Here is a 20,029-nt window from a genome sequence, read left to right as displayed (position 1 = left end):
CCTCAATGCCTACCGCAGGGCGGCGCTGACGTCCGGCTGCGCGCCCAGCTGGGCCCGGAACACGAGCGACGTGTTCAGCGGCCACGCAGCCGCCTGCGGCGTGTCGCTGTCCTTGGGCTTCTCGGCCGGCATCAGCGTCACGCCGGCCACGACGGTCCCCCGCGTCTGCTGGACCATCAGGTAGGTGGCCCGCGGCTGCGGCTTGAACGCGATCTTCGTCGTACCGCCGTTGACGACGTCGAGGTTCTGCGTCTGCAACGGCCGACCGGCCGCGTCCCGCAGCTCGAACTTCACGCTCGCCTGCTTGCCCGGTGCGGTCACCTGCAGCAACGCCGGTTGCACGTGCGCGGGAATGACCAGGTACGCCGGACCCGTCAGCGGATCGGTAGACCCGATCGACGCGAACTCGGTGCGGGCCGCGTCCGTCATCCGCATCGACGCGGTCACCGGCTGGTCGGACGACACCGTGATCCCACTGGGGTCGCCCTGCAACACCTGGTCGAGCATGACCGTCTTCACCGAGCCCGCGGCGATCTGCACGGTCTCCAGACCAGCCGGCTTGAACGGTCCGTTCGGGCCGTTCACGGTCAGGCTCGCGGTCGCCTGCAGATCGGTCGGGTTGGCGATCGCCAGGACCCGCAGCCCCTTACCGGGCGCCACACCAGGCACGAACACCTTGGTCCCAGGTGCGGCAGAGGTGTTCAGCCAGTCCACACCGGCCGGCTGGCTGCCGTTGGTCGCGTTGGAGCGGACGGCGGCGGACACGCGGCCCCCGGTCGACTCCACGTGCAGCGCGATGTCCCGGAGATTCGGTGCGACCAGCCGCAGGTACACCTCGGTCGACCCGCGTGCGGGTACGACGAGGCCCCTGGCCGCAGGCAGGTCCTGCGGACCGGTCCGCGCGTACACGCTGACGTTCACCTCGGCGTTGATGCTGTCGAGGTTGGTCAGCACCAGTACGTCGCGTCGGTCGCTCGCACCGGACGCGCCGACGAACCAGAAGTCCGACCCGGGGACCTGGCACGGCACGCTGGCCATGCCCTTGTTCACTCCGTCAGTGGCGGTCGTCGTGCTCGTAGCGACCGTGCCTGCGGCGAGCGGTCCGGTGCCCTTGATGGACAGCGGCTCCGGCTTGACCGCCGCAGCGGTGGTCGCGACCTTGCCACGGACCAGCACGGACCCGACTGGGTCGGACGTGGCCGGTAGCGGTGCGATCGACAGCGGCTGGTCGGTGCCGGTCGCGGTCGGGGTACCTTCGGGCAGCGTCGGCGAGACCGCGCTGACCAGGCTGGTCATCTTGCCGCCCGGAGCGAGCGCCGGGCAGGCCAGCGCCGTACGGTTCACGACCGTCCGCTGGGGCTCGGCCGAGGCTTGCTGGGTGTCCGTAACGGGCTTCTTCGGGTGGGTGACCACGCCGAGGCCGGCGATCGCAGCCATCGCGAGCACGACGACTCCGAGCCGGACGCGGGCGTCCGACAGCAAGCGGGTCACCGGGGGTCCCTCCTCGCGTGGGTGCCGTGCGGGACGGCGACGGTCCGGCGAACGGTCGGCAGGCAGAAGATCAGGGCGATCAGCCAGCCGATGATGCCGAGGACCCGCCAGACCGTGTGGGTCTGGTCCTGCAGTGGCGTCTTGCCGGTGATCTTCGAGCGGTCCACCAGCCAGGATGCGTCGCCGTCGTTCGCGCTGGCCCGGGTCAAGCCGGGCAGTGAGTCCAGCGTGGACTGCAGGCTCGGGTCGACCGGACCGGGCAGGTAGATGTAGTCGATCGCGAGCCCGGCGAGCTGACGGCCTTCCTCGCCGCTGCCGCCGCCACCGAGGGTCGACAGGACATCGGTGATTGGCTTGGTCTGGGCCGCCGAGGGCGCAGCCTCGAGCGAACCCATCCGTGGGCCGCCGTCCTTCACGAGGGCGAAGCGCATCTCGCCACCAGGCGCCTTGCGGACCACGAGGATCGACTGGTTCTCCGGTGGGTCCTGCGAGGACACGAGGTACGCCGGAAGGTCCTGAGCGGGGCCGCGCCACAGCGGACCGTCCGTGCCCCGCACCAGCCAGAAGCCGGCCGTGACGATCGTGGTCAGCAGCACCACGCCGAGCACGCCCTGCACGATGATCTCAGTGGATTTGCCGACCGAGTCCCAGGCCACCGTCACGGCCACGATCCAGCCGGCTGTCATGAGGAACATCAACGGACCGCTACCGCCGCCGAGCCTGCTGGCGACGAGCGTCGCAGCCAGGCCGGCCAGTGCGGCGAACCAACCGAGCATCTCGTACCGCTGCCGCGTCGGCCGCATCAGAGCGACCAGCGCCACCACGATCAGCGGTACGGCGAGCCACCAGGGCGTCGGCGCGCCAATCGGAGTACCGGTCAGCAGGTGCTGCAGGCTGTCGCCCGGACCGACCGCAGCGGTCGGCGGACCGCCTGCCTCCTGGCCCAGCCGCGACGGGTGCTTCACCAGCTCGATCGTCCACGGCAGCACGAGCAGCAGGCCGAGAACGACGGAGAACACGAGCTGGCGACCTTGCCGGCGCCAGCCGAGCCCCAGGACCGCACCGAACACCAGGATGACGCTGATCAGCAGGCCAAGCGCTGGAGTGAACGCGAACAGCACGGCCTGACAGATGCCGGCGAACCACGCGGCCCGCCAGCTGCCCTGGATGATCACGCGACGCCGCCTGGCCACGGTGTGCAGCGCAGCACCGAGCAGCGGCAGCACAATCGCCGCCACGCACGTCCCGAGCCGTCCCTGCGAGATCGCGCCGTTGGTGAACACGGCCAGCCCGTACGCCGATGCACCCCAGGCACGCGCCACGCGGTCGACGACAAAGGCTCGCAGCAACGCCCACGCAGCCAGGCCTGCCAGCGGAACCGCACCGAGCAGCAGCAAGTTCGTGGCACCGCTCGGCCCGAACGACACCGTGGAGAACGCCCAGAACTGCGCCAACCAGGCAGGCGGCGTGGCACCGGGCGGAGCCGATGCAGCCGCATGCCAGAGCGCAGAGATCGTCTCGTGTGCCGGCAGCAGCAGGTTGGACCGCAGTACGCCGCCACCGATCAGGTCACGCGCTGCCACGACCGCACTGATCGCCAGCACGACCCAGGCGATCAGGAACGGGCGACGGATCAGCTGACGACGCCAGCGGGGCTGGTCCGCGGCCACGCGAGCGGTGGACTTCGCCCGACGGGCAGTCGTGACGACCTGCTCCTCCGGCTCGTCCGCCCAGGCTTCACGGATCCGCTCCGAGATCGTGCTGGTGGTTTCCTCCAGGTTGTGCCGCAGGGCGTGCACGGACCGGGAGAACAGGCCCTTGATGTCGTCGTACGGGACCTGGTCGAGACTGCGGCGGTTCTTGCGGGCTTGCGTCCAGCCACCGGCCAGCAACGTGCCGAGCAGAGCGGTCCACTCGTCGACCGCACCGGACGGCGTCTTGCCGATCAGGAACCAGGCCGAGCGCATGAAGGTGCCGAGCAGGAACCGCAGCATCAGCAGCGGCAGCAGCTTGCCCGGTGCGTTCGCCAGAACCGTGTAGTACGCGTGGGCGCGGTCCAGTTGGTACGCGTGCCGTCTGGTGCCGGCCAGCGCCCGCTCGCCGGTCGCTGCGGCCTGTGCGTGGTAGACGACCGCATCGGGTGCAACGCCGACCTGGAACCCGGCCCGGCTGGCCCGCCAGCCGAAGTCGATGTCGTCGCGGAACATCGGCAGCCGCGGGTCGAACCCGTGCAGCGCCTCCCAGACGTCGCGGCGGACCAGCATGCCGGCCGAGCTGACCGCCAGCACGTTCCGCGGCTGGTCGTGCTGGCCCTGGTCGAGCTCGCCGATCTCGATGCCGGTGTCGCGGCGGCCGCCGAGCGACGTGGTGACGCCGACCTCGAGCAGCTCGCGGTCCCGCGGCCAGAGCCGCACCTTCGGTCCCCAGACGCCGGTCCCCGGCGACATAGTGGCCTGGAGCAACAATTTCTCCAGCGCCTTCGGGGCCGGCGCACAGTCGTCGTGCAGCAGCCACAGCCACTCCACCACGGGCATGTTGCCGTCGTCGCCGTACGGGCCGTAGGGGCTCGGGATCGGCGCGAAACCGTGCGTCTCGAGACCGCGGGCGACCGCCATCCCGAAACCGGTCCGCGCGGACACGCTGACGACGGGTTCGACACCCGGCATCGCGGCCAGCAGCTCAGCGGTCTCGTCGGTGGACCCGGTGTCGACCGCGATCAGCCGGTCCGGACGCGGGTTGAGCGCCCACAACGCCTCGGACAGCCGGGGCAGCCAGGCCGCGCCCTCGTGGCCGACCACGACCGCGGTGACGACGTGCCGGACCCGCGGACGACCCATCGGATCGTCGGTGTGGTCGGTCGGGAAGTCGACGGAGTCGAAGAACTCCCACCCGGCCGGGGCTTCTTGTTCCATGCGGAGCTGTGACACCTCGATGCGTGCGGACGGTCACCGCGACCGCAGGTCCCGGCGAGGACTCACCATACAGCGGGTCAAGGAGCCTCCGGAAAGCCGCGGGCCCCGGTGACTGTGCGTCCCGGGGCCTCGCGGAAAGTCCTGATGAAGTTGTGCTGGGTACTACCGGCTGCAGACCGTCAGACGGCCTTTTTCTTCAGCTTGCGGCGCTCCCGCTCCGACAGTCCGCCCCAGATCCCGAAGCGTTCGTCGTTCTGCAGTGCGTACTCCAGGCACTCGCCTCGCACGTCACAGCCGAGGCACACCTTCTTGGCCTCGCGGGTGGATCCGCCCTTCTCCGGGAAGAACGCCTCTGGATCGGTCTGGGCGCACAGCGCCCGTTCCTGCCAGTTCGGCTCCTCCTCGATCGCCTCACCGTCGACAATCGCCATCAGCTCTGTCACGGTACGACCTCCTCGACCCTGTTCGTTCCCCTGTACATGTGGGTTTGCGGTCCACATGCCTGACCTCGTCCGTCCTGCGCTCTGCAACGGTCCCCGATACCGAGTGTCCAACGAACGACACGGTTGAAATTACATTCCTGCAATCCACGAAAGTCAAGCCGTGCTCTGCTATTGGGATCATCCGCAACATGCCCGCAAAAGAACGAGAGGCCTGCAGCCACAGGCCTCTCGCGGTGTGTACCCCAGGATCAAACTCGATCCCGATTGCTCTTTTGCCGCACCTTCGGTAAGGGCTTGCTGCCCGGTCAGGAAGGCTGGGACCACCAACCCTGCTGATTTCCGCCCTGCTGCGGGTTCTCGTCGCCCTTGGTGGCGTCCGTCGCCTGCGGGTCGATCCGGGTCTCGTCGGCAGGCTCGGTCGCCGCGTGCTCCGGCTGTGCGGGCGTCTCGGCAGCGGGGGTCTCCTCGGCCGGCCAGGCCTGCTCCTGCTGCCAGGTCTGGGCCTGCGGGGCCTCTGCCGGCGGCTCGTGCGAGCCTTCCTCCGGTGCAGCGTGCTCCGGCTGGGCGGGCCACTCCGGCTGACCGTGCTGCGGCTGCTGGCCGTAGTCCTGACCCCACTGCTGCTGAGCGGCGTCACCAGAGCCCCACTGCTGCTCCTGCGGCCACTGCTGGCCCTGGTCCTGGCTCCACTGCTGCGGCTGGCCTTCTGAGCTCCACGCCTGCGTCGGCTCGGTGCCCTGGCCCTCAGCGGTCCACGCCTGCTCGCCGGCCCCGTGCTGACCGGCCTGGTGCTGGGCGCCGGATTCGGCCTCGCCGGCAGACCAGTTGTGCTGCTCACCCTGGTTCCAGCTCTGCTCCTGCGGCCACTGCTGCTGCTCCCCCTGCGCAGCGGCGTACCCACCGGCAGCACCTGCGGCACCGGCGCCGGCCGCTCCGGCGTACCCGCCGTACTGGCCCTGGCCCTGGTCGTACTGGCCGCCGAACTGCCCCTGCTGGGGCTGCTGGCCGTAGCCCGGCTGGCCGTACGGCGGGCTCTGGCCGTACTGCCCCTGCTGCTGGCCGCCGAACTGGCCCTGGCCCTGCTGCGGGGCGAACTGACCCGGCTTCGGCACCCGCACCGGCGCGGGCAGCGACTGGAAGGTCTTGAAGATGTAGAAACCGGCAGCGCCGTACAGCACCAGGCCGCTGAGCGCGTAGACGAAGCCGACCACCTTCAGGCCGGCGGTGCTGGTCTCGCTGAAGCCGGCGAACGCCGTGACGAGGCCGAGCAGGATGATGAAACCGGTCATGGCGAGCGCCGCCAGTGCGACGGTCCGTGCGTTGGGGGTCCGTTCCCCTTCGTTCACCAGCCACACCGCGGCGACCAGCGCGAACAGCACGACCAGCGCGCTGAGGCCCGGCGGGACGATGAAACCTTGCACGTTGCCTGCGGCGGCAGCGAAGCCGGCACCGCCGGCGAACAGCCGGATCAGCGACGCCAGCGTGAACAGGGCGACGAAGGCGAGCAGGATGTACGCGACCGGCTCTCTGAGCTTCTTGGTTGCGTCGGTGACCACGAGGGGCTCCTCGGATGTTGGGGGGCCGTACAACTGAGCTGTGCGGATGGTTCGGACCCACCGCAGCATAGTCGTGCGGTGGTCCGGCGCATTGACGACTCGTGCAGACTCTTCCCATGCGATTGACAGTGCTGGCCGGTGGCATCGGCGGTTCCACCTTCCTACGCGGGCTGCTGGCGGCCCGCCCGGACGCCGAGATCACCGTGGTGGGGAACACCGCTGACGACATCACCCTGTTCGGCCTGCGGGTCTGTCCCGACCTGGACACGGTGATGTACACGCTGGGTGGGGGCATCTCCCAGGAACGCAAGTGGGGCCGTGAGGACGAGACCTGGGTGATCAAGGAGGAGCTCGCGGAGTACGGCGTCGAGCCCACCTGGTTCGGCCTGGGCGACCGGGACATCGCGACGCACCTGGTACGCACGCAGATGCTCGACGCGGGCTACACCCTCACCGCGGTGACCGAGGCGCTCTGCACGCGCTGGAAGCTGCCGGTGCGGCTCCTGCCGATGAGCGACGACCGGATCGAGACGCACGTGGTGGTGGACGACCCGGAGCAGCCCGGGCGGCGCAAGGCGATCCACTTCCAGGAGTACTGGGTGCGGTACCACGCGGAGATCCCGGCGCACCAGATCGTCGCCGTCGGTCAGGACAAGGCCAAGCCGGCGCCCGGCGTACTCGAGGCGATCGCCGACTGCGACGTACTGATCGTGCCACCGTCCAACCCGGTGGTCTCGGTCAACACGATCCTCGGCGTACCAGGGATCCGGGAGGCGGTCCGGGAAACGGCCGCACCGGTCATCGGGCTCTCACCGATCATCGGCAGCGGTCCGGTGCGCGGCATGGCCGACAAGGTGCTCGCCACGGTCGGTGTGGCGTCCACTGCGTCGGCCGTGGCCCGGTACTACGGCTCCCGGACGTCCGGCGGCGTACTGGACGGCTGGCTGATCGACACGTCCGACGCGATGCAGGCGGACTCGATCGCGGGCGCCGGAATTCACGTCCAGGCGGTGCCGTTGTGGATGAACGACGACACCCTGACCGCCGCGATGGCCAACGCGGCGCTGAACCTCGCGGAGGCCGTACGGCGATGAGGAAGCACCTGGAGATCGTCCCGGTGACCGGACTGCCCGAGGTGGCGACAGGGGACGACCTGGTCGCGCTGGTGGGCGACGGAGCGGACCTGCGCGACGGCGACATCGTCTCCGTGACCTCCAAGATCGTCAGCAAGGCCGAGGGGCGATTGACCCACGGCACGCGACAGGAGGCGATCGACGCCGAGCTGGTGCGCGTGGTGGCCCAGCGCGGCGAGACGCGGATCGTCCAGACGCGGCACGGACTGGTGATGGCGGCCGCTGGTACCGACACGTCCAACACGGCGCCTGGCACGGTCCTGTTGCTGCCGGTGGACCCGGACGAGTCGGCTCGGGTCCTGCGCACCGGTCTCAAGGAGCGGTACGACGTCAATGTCGGTGTCGTGATTACGGACACATTGGGGCGGCCCTGGCGCAACGGTCAGACCGACCTGGCGATCGGTGCTGCCGGGGTGCGGGTCGTCGAGGACCTGCGCGGTACGACGGACAGCCACGGCAACGTGCTGGCGGTGACTGAGCCCGCGCTGGCGGACGAGATCGCCAGCGCGAGCGAGCTGGTCAAGGGCAAGGCGGACGGCGTACCAGTGGCGGTTCTGCGCGGGCTGGAGGACGTCGTACTGCCGGCTGGCGAGCACGGGCCGGGTGCACGGGCGCTGGTGCGGGACGCGGAGCAGGACATGTTCAGCCTGGGGACGCGGGAGGCGGCGCGGGCCGCCGTCCTGGCGCGCTCTGCTCCTGGTGGTGTGCGCGAGGTGGATCCGGCGGTGTGGGCCGGGCTGCTGGACGAGGTCGATGACGTGCACCTCGAGGTGGGCGACCACACCGTCACGGTGTTCGGCGACGAGCCGGTCGCCGTGGGCGTGATCGCCGAGAAGCTCGCCGTACTGCTGCACGCCGAGGGGTACGGCGTGACGGTGCGGACCGGGCCGGGGAACGAGGCGACGGTCACGTTCGGCTCACGGTCGCAGTAGTTTTCTAGGCAACTTCTTAGGCTGGCCTCGTACACTGCTCCCGCACGGCGGCGCGGTGGCCGCCCTGAGCCGGGAAGACCAACACTGTGGGTAAAGCGTCGTCGCAGAAGCAGTCCCGTCGCGAGATGATCGAGAAGATGCAGCGGGACCAGGCCCGGACGGACCGCCGCCGCACGATGCTCATCGTGATCGCGTCCATCGTGATCGGCCTGGCCATCATCGCCTACCCGGCGATCCGGCTGATCCAGGACTCGCGCGCCAAGAACCAGGCCGTCTCGGACTTCGGTGTCGCCGCCTCCGCGGCGTCCTGCGACACGCCGACCAACGACGACGGCGGCGGCACCCAGGACCACCGCCCCGACGGCGAGAAGATCGCGTACGCCGTCTCGCCGCCGTCCTCCGGCCCGCACTACGCCGTCTGGGCCCCCTTCGACAAGAAGTTCTACTCGATGAGCGACCGGCCGCCGGTGGAGAACCTGGTCCACAACCTGGAGCACGGCTACACGCTCCTGTGGTACCGCGACACCCTGCCGAAGAAGGAGATCGACCAGATCGAGAAGCTCGCCAAGGCGAAGCTTCCCGACGGCTCGGCCAACAAGTTCATCGCGGCCCCCTACAAGCAGTCCGAAGGCAAGGGCTGGCCCGACGGCAAGAACGTCGCCTTCGCCCACTGGAGCGCCGCCGACGCCAAGGGCAAGTCCCTCGGCCACCGCCAGTTCTGCGGCTCCGTCAGCGGCGAAGCCCTCACCAACTTCATCCAAAAATACCCAGCCACCGACTCCCAAGAACCCAACGGCGGCTAACACTCCCCACGCCGGTCATCCCACGCGGGCTACGCGGTCGCTCTGTCGTCGCAAGCTCCTCCGACGCGCCCACTCCGCCCGCCCCCACCCACCCTCCGGCTTACCGCCGGCTGTTGCCAGCCAGCGCTGGCGAGTTGCGGGCTGCCGCCCGCGGGTGACGGCTGTGGGGCGGGCGTCCGCGGGCAACGGACTCGTGATGCCGGGTGAAGGTGGTAGCCCCACGCGGTACTACGCGCGGCTCCTCCGTCACAGGCCCGGCGCCACTCCCACCTACCCTCCGGCTTGGCGCCGACTTTTCCCAGCTAGCGCTGGCTTCTTGCGGCCCGCTGGTGACTACTCCTGGGGCTGGCGTCCGCGGGCATCGGACTGGTGGTGGGGCCGTGTGCGCGTCGGCCCGTCAGTTGTGCGGCCGGTGATTACGTACCGAACGCGCGGCCAGGCGGTGGACGCGGGCGGATCGTATCGTCAGGACCTCGCGCAGGGCGCGCCGGCAGTCGACCGTGGCGGGGTCTCCACGCTGACGAGCTGCGTGGGGTCGACCAACGATGGCACCGGCGATCTGCGGAACTTTTATGCCGCTATGTGGCTTTTTTGTTCCGGAGATCTGCTCCCGGCAACAGACGCTTTCGGAGTCAACAACCAGGTGCCGGTGCAGGGTCCGCTCGGCCCCGCGGGATCAGCACCACGCCGGATTGAACCACTTCCGCCACTCACCACCAGCCCGTTACCCCGCGGACGCCACCCCGAGGTAGTCACACGCGGGCGGCAGCCCGCAACAAGCCAGCGCTAGCTGGGCAGCAGGACGGCGCTAAGCCGGTGGGTGGGTGGGAGCGGCGCGTAGCAGACGTGGCGAGGAGCGGAGCGACGAGTGCGGCTGCGTAGCACCGCGTGGGGCCGAACCACGTCCACCCATCACCACCAGCCAGTCACCCACGGACACCGGCCCGAAGTAGTCACCCGCGGGCGGCAGCCCGCAACACGCCAGCGCTAGCTGGCAGCACGCCGGCGGTAAGCCGGGGGATGGGTGGGAGCGGGTGGAGCGGCCGCGTCGGAGGAGCTTGCGACGACAGAGTGGTCGCGTAGCACGCGTGGGGAGGACGTGGGTCAGATGTAGTTGGAGTGGTCGGATTGGACTTGGGCTACTAGGTCTTTTACTCGTTCTCCGTCGGAGAGGGGGCAGACCATTGTTACGTCTTGGGTGTGGACGATGATGTGGCTTTGGAGACCTACCGCGGCGACCAGGTGGTTGGGGTCGTCGGTGACGATGATGTTGTTGTGGGAGTCCAGGAGGCAGCTGAGGGTGATGCTGTCGGTGCGGTTGCCGTTGGGGTCGGCGGTGTAGGTGTCGGCGAGGGCGGCCCAGGAGCCGACGTCGAGCCAGTGGACGGGCATGGGGACGACGACCACGTCGGCGTCGACCTTGCCCTGGGAGGCTGGTTCCATGACCGCGTAGTCGACGCTGATCTTGCGGAGGCCGGGGTAGATGTCGGCGAGGACCGTGTCGCGTTCGGGTGTGTCCCAGACGGACGCCACCTGGCGCAGCTGGGCGGCTGACTCCGGCAGCAGCGTGTCCAGCACGTTCAGGACCGTGGAAGCCCGCCAGACGAACATCCCCGAGTTCCACCAGAACCGCCCGGTGGCGAGGTACTCCTCGGCCGTCGCCCGGTCGGGCTTCTCGCGGAAGCGGTCCACGACGAAGGCCTCGAAGCCTGCCAGCGCGGCTCCGCGCTCGATGTAGCCGAGGCCGGTGTGCGGGTGCGTCGGCTCGATGCCGAAGGTGACCAGCGACTGCGGCCGCGCCTCCACCACCTCGAAGCCCTGCGAGATCGCCGTACGGAACTCGTCCTCCGGGCTGATCAGGTGATCGGAGCCGACAAACGCGACGACAGCGTCCGGGTCGTTGCGCGCGACGACAGCCGACGCCAGGCCGACGGCGTTCGCGGTGTCCCGACGGGCCGGTTCGCCGATGATGTTGTGTTCGCCGAGCTCAGGCAGTTCCTTGCGTACGACGTCGGTGTACGCGCCGACCGTGCACACGTAGATGTTCTCCGGCTCGACCAGGCCGCGCAGGCGGTTGTACGCCACCCGCAGCAACGACTGCCCGGCTGCCAGCGGCAGCACCTGCTTGGGCCTGTCGTCCCGCGACATCGGCCACAACCGCGTCCCGGAACCTCCGGCCAGGATCACCACGTTTCGCATGAGGAGAGACCCTACCGGTCGTTACCAGGCGGGGGCGGAATCCGGAGGTGTTGCAGGTCCGGCGGCACCGGTGAGTCGGCCGGCTGCCAGAACAGCTCGGACTGGCCGTCGACCCCGGTCGCGGGGGCGTCGGTGAGGCGGAAGCGGTCCCTCAGCCGGCCGTAGAAGTCCGTTGGTTGGAGCCGGACGAGCCGGAGCGGGCGCTGGGAGCCGTAGACCCCGATCCAGTCCCCCGGGTCCAGTACGCCGCGCAGCTGGCCGTCGATGCTCACCGCGGCCTGCCCGGAGTGCGGCAGGACGCGCAGCGCGATCGGCTCGTCCGGGGCCGCAACGACCGTGCGATTGAAGGTCATGTGCGGTGCCACCGGCGTGAACACGATCGCCTCCATGTTCGGCGACAGGATCGGCCCACCAGCGGCAAAGCTGTACGCCGTGGATCCGGTCGGCGTCGCCACGATCACCGCGTCAGCGGAGTACGACGCCAGCAGCCGGCCGGAGAGGTAGACCCCGAGCGCCACCTGATGGTCCCGCGCCAGCTTCTCCACCACCACGTCGTTCAGCGCGGTCACATCGAGCGCCAGCCCCCACCCGGCGCCCTCGACGGTCTCGTGCCGTACCGGAGGCGGCGGCAGCGCCGGACCGTGCCCGTACCGCAGCAGCGACTCGATCCCCGCCGGGATCTCCAGCGGGCGGGACGCGCGCATCGTCAGCGTCATCCGTTCCTCGTACGTCGCTCCGCCATGGTGTACCGCTTCCAGCGCGGCCTCCACGTCCCGGCACGCCACCTCCGTCAGGAATCCGACCTTGCCCAGGTCGACCCCGAGCACAGCCGCGTTGTTCTTCGCCGCGATCCGCGCACCACGCAAGAACGTCCCGTCCCCACCGAGCGTGACGACGAGGTCCGGATCACCGGCGTGGTGCAGCTCGTCGGTCCCGCTGCGCCGCTCCTTGTGGTCCTTCCAGACGTCGATATCGGTGCAGCCGATGTGGTGCTCCTCCGCCCACTTGCGGACGGTCTCGGCGGTCTGCACCGCCACCGGACGGCCCTGGTGAACGACAAGCCCCAGCCGGCTGATCGGCACGGCAACCTCCTCAGACGACGCAGAACAACGAGACGACACAGAACAACGCCACAGACAACGCTGACGCCCTAACGGTAACCATCCCGCGAAGCGCTGACGATCGGGTCGGTCTCGTCGTCGAACTCACCGATCACCTCCTCCAGCAGATCCTCCAGCGCGACCACACCGATCGTGTCGTCGCCGCCACAGACCACCGCGAGCTGCGAACGCTGGTCCTTCATGGTCCGGATCGCCGTCGCCACCGGCGTGGTCTCGGCCAGCCGCAGCGGCGGCGTCATCAGATCCGACGCGAGCAGCGAAGCCTCACCATTCGTGGTCGCCCGAGCCGCGTCGCGGACGTGCACGATGCCGCAGATCGTCGTACCGGCGCACACCGCCAGCCGGGAGTGCCCCTCGCGGCGGCTGGTGCGCTCGACCTCACGGGCCGACGCAGTCGACGCGACGGTGGACACCGAAGCCAGCGGTGTCATCACCTGGCCGACCGTGGTGTTCTGCAGCGCGAGCATCGCCGTCAGCAGGTCGTGCTCCGGCGCCTCCAACGTGCCGTGCGCACGCGAGGAGGAGATCAGCAGCCGCAGCTCCTCCGGCCCATGGGCGTTCGCGATCTCGTTCTGCGGAGTCACCCCGATCAGGCGCACACAGAGGTTCGCGAGCCAGTTCAGCACGAGCAGCAGCGGCCGGAACACGTACGTGAACCCACGGAACGGCAGGGCCAGCGTCAGCGCCGCCCGCTCCGGGTCGCTGATCGCCCACGACTTCGGCGCCATCTCCCCGAGCAGGACATGCAACAGACCGATCCCGCCGACCCCGATGACCAGTGCGATGACTTCACCAACGCCAGCAGGCACATGCAGCAGGTGGAACAAGGGGTGTAGCAAGTGCGCCACAGCAGGTTCGCTCAGCGAGCCCAGACCCAGCGTGCACAGTGTCACCCCGAGCTGCGCACCCGCCAGCATCACCGACAGCTCGCTGACCCCAGCGATCGCCGCCCGCGCCGACATGCTCCCGCCAGCCGCCGCTTCCTCCAGCCGGTGCCGCTTGGACGCCACCAGCGCGAACTCGGCAGCGACGAAGAACCCGTTCAGCGCCAGCAGCACCACGGAGATGACCAAAGCCAGCGAGGTACTCATGCCAGCAGCTCCATGACAACCAAGTCCGGCACCCGGCGCTCGATCCGCTGCACCGTCAGCCGGACCTGCTCCACCGGCAGCGGCCGACCGTCGTGGTCAATCCGGTGCGGCAGCTCGACCACCACCTCGTCGCCCACCACCGGGATCCGGCCCAGCAGAGCCATCACCAGGCCGGACACCGTCTCATAGTCGTCGCTCTCCGGCAGCGTGACGCCCGTGGCCTCCTCGACCTCGTCCATCCGCCACCTGGCCGGAACCACCCACGACCCGTCGCCGCCTTGGACCAGCCCGGTCTCCGGCAGGTCGTCCTCGTCCCGGATCTCCCCGACCAGCTCTTCGGCGATGTCCTCCAGCGTCACGATCCCGGCGAACCCGCCGTACTCGTCGATCACAATCGCCAGCTGCCGACGCGCCACCCGCAGCCGCTCGAGCACCGCGGGCAGCGGCAGCGTGGTCGGGACGGCGACCGGCTGCGACGCCAGCGAGCCGACCGAGATCCGGGCCCGGTCGGCCGGTTCGATCTCGACCACGTCACCGATTGCGACGACGCCGACCACCTCGTCGACCGACTCGCCGATCACCGGGAAGCGGCTGTGCCCCGAGTCCTGCAGCTCGACCACTCGGGTCAGCGGCTCGTCCCGGTGCATCGTGACCACGTCGACCCGCGGCACCATCGCCTCGCCCGCGGTCCGGCCGCGGAAGTCGAGGCCGCGGTCCAGCAGCCGCATCGTGTCCTCGTCCAGCAGCCCCTGCTCGTACGACTCGACGATGATCCGGTCCAGCTCCTGCGGCGTCGCGCCCTGCGGCAGCTCCTCGACCGGCTCGATCCCGACCCGGCGCAGGATCCGGTTCGAGGCGGAGTCGAACACCCGGATCAGCGGCCCGGCCACGGTCAGGTACACGAGGGTCGACCGGGACAGCCGCAGCGCGAGCGCCTCGGAGCGCGCGATCGCCAGGTTCTTCGGCGCCAGCTCGCCCAGCACCATCTGGATGATCGTTGCCAGCAGCAACGCCAGGATCACCGACACGGACAGCGAGACCGCGGACGGTACACCGGCCGCACCGAGCAGGTGCTCCAGCCCCGCTCCGAGGTACGGCTCGGCGAAGTACCCGGCCAGCAGCGCAGTGATCGTGATCCCGACCTGCGCGCCGGAGAGCACGAAGGAGAGTCGTCCGGTCACTTTCAGCGCCCGCGCGGCGGCCGCGTCACCACCCTCGGCCAGCGTCTCCAGCCGGCTCCGGTCGACCGCGACGTACGCGAACTCCTGCGACACGAAGTAGCCGGTGGCAACGGTCAGCACCAGGATCAGCGCCAGGCCGGCCAGGATCAGCATGCCCCGACCTTATGAGAACTCGGGGCCCCGGAGCACCGCGGGGTGGCTAGGTCGCGTTCGTCGGCCCGGGCGGCGGGGTATCGGTGGCCGGCCGGGTCACCTCGGCGGGTTTCTCGTCGTCCTCGTGGTTGCGAGCCTTGTTGAACTCGTTCACCGCCTTGGCCGCGTTCTTGGTCAGCTCGGGCAGCTTCTTCGCGCCGAACAGCAGGACCACGATGACCAGGATGACAATCCATTCGCCGCCTTCGGGCAGCGCGAGCAGTGACACCATGACACGCCTTCTCTCCGGTGATTCCCCACCTACGGTACGTCGGCCGCCGAACCGTAGGGTGGGCCATATGTCACGAGTCCTGCCCGAGCTCTTCGCGGCCGCGGTCCGCCGCGACGGCGGCGCCCCGTTCCTGACGTACTACGACGACGCCAGCAGCGAGCGGATCGAGCTGAGCGCGGTCACCACCGCCAACTGGGTCGCCAAGACCGCCAACCTGCTCGTCGACGAGTACGACCTGGAGGCCGGCGAGACGGTCGCGATCGGCCTCCCGCCGCACTGGCTGGGCGTGGTCTGGGCGCTGTCCGCGTGGTCGGTCGGCGCCTCGCTGACCAGCGGGACCGGTGCGCTGGCGATCACCGGACCGGACTTCGCGATCCGCGGCGAGCGGGAGACCGTAGCGTCGGCGCTGCTGCCGCTCGGGGGTCGGTTCCGCGAGCCGTTGCCGGACGGCATCCAGGACTACGGCGCCGAGGTCTACAACCACCCGGACGTCTTCGTCCCGTTCGACCCGCCGACGGCCGAGTCACCGGCGTACGACGAGCTCACCCACGCGGACCTGATCAACCAGGCGGACGCGGTCACCGACCGCATCCTCGTCACCCGGACCCTGACCGATCGGGACGGGGTGAGACTGCTGACCGGGGTGATGTCCGGAGGTGGTTCGATCGTGCTCTGCCGCAACCTGGATCCGGCCAAGCTGGAGCGCCGGGTGGCGGACGAGAAGGTCGACAGGGTTATCCAGGGTCTGGAGGGGTAACGCGTGCAGAGGTTCGAGGGACGGGTCGCGCTGGTGACGGCGGCGGCTCAGGGCATCGGAGCGGGGGTCGCGCGGCGGCTGGCCGCCGAGGGCGCGGCCGTGGTGCTGACCGACCTGCAGGAAGACAAGCTCGCCGAGCTTGCGACAGAGCTTGGCGACCGGGCCCTGCCGATCACCATGGATGTGACCAGCCGCGAGGACGTCGACGCGGCGGTCGCCGCGACCGTCGAGCGGTTCGGCCGGCTCGACGTCCTGGTCAACAACGCCGGTGGCTGCATCGTCACGACCGTGCCCGAGGACGTGACGTCGGAGGAATGGCACGCGCAGCTGGACCTGACCCTGGTCGGTGCGTCGCGCTGCATCCAGGCCTCGCTGCCGCACCTGGTGAAGTCCCGCGGCAACGTCGTCACGATCAGCTCGGTGAACGGCCTCGCCGCTTTCGGCAACCTCGAGTACTCCGCTGCCAAGGCCGGTCAGATCGCTCTGACGGTCAACTACGCGGCCCGCTACGGCAACCTCGGCGTCCGCTTCAATATCGTTGCCCCCGGCACCATTCGGACCCCGAACTGGGACAATCAGCCGGGCACCCTGGAGCGGTTCGCGAAGATGTACCCGCTCGGCCGGATCGGCGAACCGGAGGACATCGCCGCCGCGGTTGCCTTCCTGGCCTCCGACGACGCCTCCTGGATCACCGGCCACACGCTACCCGTCGAGGGCGGCGTCCTGACCGGCCCCGGCGCCGTCGACCTGACGCCGTCGGGACCGTTCCGAAAGGACTATCCCGAGGTCTAGGGCCGCGGTCAGCGCCGTCTCGTCGCCGGTGGTGCGCCAGACCCCCAGCAGGGCATGGGCCTGCTCGAGCTTGTTGCCGAAGGCACCCCAGTCCGCGGCGGCCTGGGTGAATCCGGCCGCCGCGGCCGCCGACTCACCCCGGTACTCCGCAAGCAGGGCCTCAGCGGTGACACTCGCGTACTCGCGCTGCGGGAGCACCGGATCGAGCAGGCCGGCCAGAGCCGCGGCCATCTCGGGTTCACCGACGGCCAGCGCGGCCCGGACAAAGGACGGCAAGCGGGCCTCGAACTCGAGGCTGCCCGGGAGATCCGGCAACGAACGCAGCAGCTGCAGGATCTCCAGCACCCCGTCGTGGTCGTCGTCACGGGCCCGGATCGTGGCCGCCGGCGACGCGGCGACCGCGATCAGGTCCGGCCATCCGGCTTCGACCGCGAGCGCATAGGCCTCCTCGGCGTACTCCCGGCCGATCTCGACCTCCACCGCGGCGAGCGCCGACAGGACCTCGATACGCCGCAGGACGGTGAACGCCGGACCGGGATCGGCGAGGCGCGCGAGGCATGCCGCGACCGCTTCCTGCGGCCGTCCTGACTCGATCAGCATCTGCATCATCGTGCAGCCGATCTGCTGCTCCAGCTCCACGAGCCGTCGGCGCAGGGCGAACTCGCGGGCGGTAGCCAGCTCCGCGGCGGCGATCACCGGGCCCTCGATCTGCCAGAGCACCCAGCCGTAGTTGAGCCACACGACCGCGGCGTCCCGCCCGCTGCCCAGGTCGATCAGCGCGGACAGCGCCTCCTTGATGTCGACCAGGCCGCCGGTGTCGCCCAGACCGACCCGGCCGAGCCCGCGGGACTCCAGCGCCCGGTGCGGTACCGGCCACCCGTGCTCGGCCGCCATCCGGAGCGCGCGGTCGCCGGCCTCGATCGCATCGTCCCGGCGGCTCGCGGTCAGCAGGATGCTGGCCCGGCCGGACAGCAGCTGGACCAGGTCCTCGCTCGGCCCGAGCTCCTCGAGCATGGCGACCGCGCGGTCGATCGTCGCCAGGCTCTCGGCCATGTTGCTCATCGCGTACGTCGACGCGCGCAGGACGCGGGCGAGCCCACGGACGTCGCCGTTGGCCTCGAAGCCGGCGGCAGCCTCCCGGTACGCCGACTCCGCGTCGGCGAGCCGCCCGGCCAGGAACGCGGCCCATCCCCAGCGTGACAGCACAGCCGGCCGCTCCGGGTCACCGACCGGCGTGAGCTCGAGCGCACGGTCCAGCAATGCGGTCGCTTGTCCGGTGTCCAGGTTCATCGCCTGCTCCGCCGCCATCAGCTGGTACTGACGGGCTCGGGGTGCGATCGCTGTGACAGCCTGCGTGTCGTGCGCCGCGGACGCCAGGTCCAGTGCGGTGCTGAGGTGGTGCGCAATCATCGCCGGGGTCTCGGCCTGGCAGGCGGCGCAGCGCAGCTCCAGCCAGTCGGCCGCCGCGAGGTGCCCGGCTGCGCGGGCGGACCGCGGTACCTGGCCGTAGGCAACGTCCCGTGTCAGCGCGTGCCAGAAGGTGTACTCGTGCTGGCCGAGCAGCGCCGACTGCCGGACCGGGCGCACCAGCTCCTTGCGGGCCAGCTCCTGCAGGGCGTTGACCACCTCGCCTAGCTCCCGGCCGGTCATCTCGGCGACGGCCTCGGCCCAGAACACCCGGCCGATGACCGCAGCGTCGGCGAGCAGTGCCTTGCGATCGGGCGGCAGCGTGTCCAGCCGGGCCGCGATGATCGCGGCGATCCCCGCGGGCAGCTCGTCGGAGGCCGCCCGCTCCGGACCGCAGTCGGCCATCATCCGGGCCAGCTCCTCGGCGTACAGCGGGTTGCCATCCGCGCGGGTCACCAAGCGACGCAGGGTCTCGTCCGGGATCGTCTGACCGGCCAGCCGGGTGCGGAGCAGTACTGCGGTCTCGTCCTCGGTCAGCCGGGACAGGCCGATGGTCAGGGAGTTCTGCGAGCCGCGCATCCACCCCGGGCCGCGTTGCAACAGCTCGGGCCGGCTGGTGACGACGACGACCAACGGCAGGTCAGTCGTCCACTCGGCGAGGTGGGAGACGAACGCCAGCAACGGATCCGGCGCCCAGTGCAGGTCCTCCAGCACGATCACCGCGGGTCCGCCCACTGCGAAGGACTCCAGCAGCTGCCGCCACGCCGCGAACGACTCTTCCTGAGTCACCGAACCAGGCTCGCTGACCGCATCGGCACCGACCAGCGCTCCCACGCGGGCCCGCAACCAGGCCCGGTCCGCTCCGTCGGGCAGGATCGCGTCCAGCTTGGCGGCCGCCTGGTCGGGCGGATCGCTGTCGAGGATCCCGGCCTGCGTCTTGAAGAGCTCCGCGATCGGCCCGTACGGCGTCTCGCCGTACGGCAGGCAGCGGCCTTCGCGCCAGGTGACCAGCTCTTCGTGGTCGTCCAGCCAGGCGCCGAACTCGGCCACCAGCCGGGACTTGCCGATCCCGGGCTCGCCGAGCAGCGTGACGAACTGCGGCGTGCGCTCGGCGACCGCCCGCTCGAAGGTCGTGGTCAGCAGGGCGAGGTCGCGCTGCCGGCCGACCATCGAGGTCGTGAGGTCACGGATGACGTCCGCGCCGAAGCGCGCCCGCGGCGGCCCGGCCCGCCAGCGTTGCACCGGCTCGCTGATGCCCTTCGCGGCGACCGGCTCGAGCGCCTCGTACCCGAACACCAGATTGGTCGCGGCGTGCGTGCCCGGCCCGACCACGACCGCACCGACCGGCGCGGTCGTCTGCAGCCGGGCGGCCCGGTTCACCACCATGCCGGTGACGAACGGTTCGCCCAGCTCGGGCCGGGCATCGAGCGACACCAGCGCCTCGCCGGTGTCGATCCCGATCCGCACCTCGAGCGGTCCGTCCGGCAGCGCGGCCACGGCGTCCAGTACGGCGAGCCCGGCCCGGACGGCGCGTTCGGCGTCGTCCTCCCGGGTCCGTGGCGCGCCGAACACGGCCAGGATCGCGTCCCCGGCGAACTTCTCGACGGTTCCGCCGTACCGCTCGACTGTCGTGCGCAGCGTCGAGTGGTACGGCGCGAGCCACCGCCGCACGTCCTCCGGGTCGGCCGACTCCGAGGCGGTGGTGAAACCGACGAGGTCGCAGAACAGCACGGAGACGACCTTGCGTTCCTCAGCCATCGCGCGCGCCGTCCGTCTCCCCAGGGCTC

The 20,029-nt window shown here is 70.2% G+C and carries 15 protein-coding genes; 5 read left to right on the top strand and 10 right to left on the bottom strand.

Annotated elements, in window-relative coordinates:
• Positions 1-9: 9 nt before the first annotated feature.
• From AB0E69_RS30585 to AB0E69_RS30570, 4 genes are all read right to left on the bottom strand, one after another.
• Positions 10-1,491: a DUF5719 family protein gene (locus AB0E69_RS30585; RefSeq protein WP_360153822.1), complete on the bottom strand. Its 1,482-nt coding sequence runs from the start codon at positions 1,489-1,491 to the stop codon at positions 10-12.
• Positions 1,488-4,403, bottom strand: coding sequence for a glycosyltransferase family 2 protein (locus tag AB0E69_RS30580; RefSeq protein WP_360153818.1), 2,916 nt, complete (start codon positions 4,401-4,403; stop codon positions 1,488-1,490). Before AB0E69_RS30580 ends, AB0E69_RS30585 begins: the two co-directional genes overlap by 4 nt.
• 179 nt (positions 4,404-4,582) lie before the next feature.
• On the bottom strand, positions 4,583-4,846 hold the full coding sequence (locus AB0E69_RS30575; RefSeq protein ID WP_130382502.1) for a WhiB family transcriptional regulator: 264 nt from the start codon (positions 4,844-4,846) through the stop codon (positions 4,583-4,585).
• Between the two features lie 305 nt (positions 4,847-5,151).
• Positions 5,152-6,402, bottom strand: coding sequence for a hypothetical protein (locus AB0E69_RS30570; RefSeq protein WP_360153814.1), 1,251 nt, complete (start codon positions 6,400-6,402; stop codon positions 5,152-5,154).
• 116 nt (positions 6,403-6,518) lie between these two features.
• Here AB0E69_RS30570 and cofD point away from each other — a divergent pair, with 116 nt between their 5' ends.
• The 3 genes from cofD (at position 6,519) to AB0E69_RS30555 (ending at position 9,270) form a co-directional block, all read left to right on the top strand.
• Positions 6,519-7,496: a 2-phospho-L-lactate transferase gene (gene cofD / locus AB0E69_RS30565; protein WP_360153812.1), complete on the top strand. Its 978-nt coding sequence runs from the start codon at positions 6,519-6,521 to the stop codon at positions 7,494-7,496.
• Entirely contained in the window at positions 7,493-8,467 is a 975-nt protein-coding gene (locus tag AB0E69_RS30560; protein ID WP_360153809.1) for a coenzyme F420-0:L-glutamate ligase, read from the top strand. The genes cofD and AB0E69_RS30560 overlap by 4 nt, the downstream gene beginning before the upstream one ends.
• 125 nt (positions 8,468-8,592) lie before the next feature.
• Positions 8,593-9,270 carry a DUF3105 domain-containing protein gene (locus tag AB0E69_RS30555; protein WP_360153806.1) on the top strand — a complete coding sequence of 226 codons (678 nt, stop codon included), beginning with the start codon at positions 8,593-8,595 and terminating at the stop codon, positions 9,268-9,270.
• 1,104 nt (positions 9,271-10,374) lie between these two features.
• Here AB0E69_RS30555 and AB0E69_RS30550 read toward each other — a convergent pair.
• From AB0E69_RS30550 to AB0E69_RS30530, 5 genes are all read right to left on the bottom strand, one after another.
• Entirely contained in the window at positions 10,375-11,469 is a 1,095-nt protein-coding gene (locus tag AB0E69_RS30550; RefSeq protein WP_360153803.1) for a mannose-1-phosphate guanylyltransferase, read from the bottom strand.
• A gap of 11 nt (positions 11,470-11,480) precedes the next feature.
• Positions 11,481-12,551 (bottom strand): NAD(+)/NADH kinase, encoded by a 1,071-nt coding sequence (locus AB0E69_RS30545; RefSeq protein WP_360153800.1) that lies wholly within the window; start codon positions 12,549-12,551, stop codon positions 11,481-11,483.
• Positions 12,552-12,619: 68 nt separating this feature from the next.
• On the bottom strand, positions 12,620-13,681 hold the full coding sequence (locus AB0E69_RS30540) for a hemolysin family protein (protein WP_360153797.1): 1,062 nt from the start codon (positions 13,679-13,681) through the stop codon (positions 12,620-12,622).
• Positions 13,678-15,015: a hemolysin family protein gene (locus tag AB0E69_RS30535; protein ID WP_360153794.1), complete on the bottom strand. Its 1,338-nt coding sequence runs from the start codon at positions 15,013-15,015 to the stop codon at positions 13,678-13,680. The genes AB0E69_RS30540 and AB0E69_RS30535 overlap by 4 nt, the downstream gene beginning before the upstream one ends.
• A 46-nt stretch (positions 15,016-15,061) precedes the next feature.
• Positions 15,062-15,286, bottom strand: a complete 225-nt coding sequence (locus AB0E69_RS30530) for a twin-arginine translocase TatA/TatE family subunit (RefSeq protein WP_360153791.1) — start codon at positions 15,284-15,286, stop codon at positions 15,062-15,064.
• 67 nt (positions 15,287-15,353) lie between these two features.
• Here AB0E69_RS30530 and AB0E69_RS30525 point away from each other — a divergent pair, with 67 nt between their 5' ends.
• Positions 15,354-16,043: a TIGR03089 family protein gene (locus AB0E69_RS30525; RefSeq protein ID WP_360153788.1), complete on the top strand. Its 690-nt coding sequence runs from the start codon at positions 15,354-15,356 to the stop codon at positions 16,041-16,043.
• 3 nt (positions 16,044-16,046) lie between these two features.
• Positions 16,047-16,835 carry an SDR family NAD(P)-dependent oxidoreductase gene (locus AB0E69_RS30520; RefSeq protein ID WP_360153785.1) on the top strand — a complete coding sequence of 263 codons (789 nt, stop codon included), beginning with the start codon at positions 16,047-16,049 and terminating at the stop codon, positions 16,833-16,835.
• Here the strand turns inward: AB0E69_RS30520 and AB0E69_RS30515 are convergent.
• Complete coding sequence (locus tag AB0E69_RS30515; RefSeq protein WP_360153782.1) at positions 16,746-20,000, bottom strand: adenylate/guanylate cyclase domain-containing protein; 3,255 nt, start codon at positions 19,998-20,000, stop codon at positions 16,746-16,748. The genes AB0E69_RS30520 and AB0E69_RS30515 overlap by 90 nt on opposite strands.
• Positions 20,001-20,029 lie beyond the last annotated feature (29 nt).

The organism is Kribbella sp. NPDC026611 (assembly GCF_040638345.1).
Classification (GTDB): domain Bacteria; phylum Actinomycetota; class Actinomycetes; order Propionibacteriales; family Kribbellaceae; genus Kribbella.
The sequence above is the reverse complement of the archived record's forward strand: the minus strand, read 5'-3'. Positions and strand labels throughout refer to the sequence as shown.

What these genes read in the sequence shown, in the direction of transcription:
- AB0E69_RS30525 (WP_360153788.1), top strand. Translation starts at nt 15,354, where the DNA reads ATGTCACGAGTCCTGCCCGAGCTCTTCGCGGCCGCGGTCCGCCGCGAC.
- AB0E69_RS30550 (WP_360153803.1), bottom strand. Translation starts at nt 11,469, where the DNA reads ATGCGAAACGTGGTGATCCTGGCCGGAGGTTCCGGGACGCGGTTGTGG.
- AB0E69_RS30540 (WP_360153797.1), bottom strand. Translation starts at nt 13,681, where the DNA reads ATGAGTACCTCGCTGGCTTTGGTCATCTCCGTGGTGCTGCTGGCGCTG.
- AB0E69_RS30580 (WP_360153818.1), bottom strand. Translation starts at nt 4,403, where the DNA reads ATGGAACAAGAAGCCCCGGCCGGGTGGGAGTTCTTCGACTCCGTCGAC.
- AB0E69_RS30530 (WP_360153791.1), bottom strand. Translation starts at nt 15,286, where the DNA reads ATGGTGTCACTGCTCGCGCTGCCCGAAGGCGGCGAATGGATTGTCATC.
- AB0E69_RS30535 (WP_360153794.1), bottom strand. Translation starts at nt 15,015, where the DNA reads ATGCTGATCCTGGCCGGCCTGGCGCTGATCCTGGTGCTGACCGTTGCC.
- cofD (WP_360153812.1), top strand. Translation starts at nt 6,519, where the DNA reads ATGCGATTGACAGTGCTGGCCGGTGGCATCGGCGGTTCCACCTTCCTA.
- AB0E69_RS30560 (WP_360153809.1), top strand. Translation starts at nt 7,493, where the DNA reads ATGAGGAAGCACCTGGAGATCGTCCCGGTGACCGGACTGCCCGAGGTG.
- AB0E69_RS30555 (WP_360153806.1), top strand. Translation starts at nt 8,593, where the DNA reads ATGATCGAGAAGATGCAGCGGGACCAGGCCCGGACGGACCGCCGCCGC.
- AB0E69_RS30515 (WP_360153782.1), bottom strand. Translation starts at nt 20,000, where the DNA reads ATGGCTGAGGAACGCAAGGTCGTCTCCGTGCTGTTCTGCGACCTCGTC.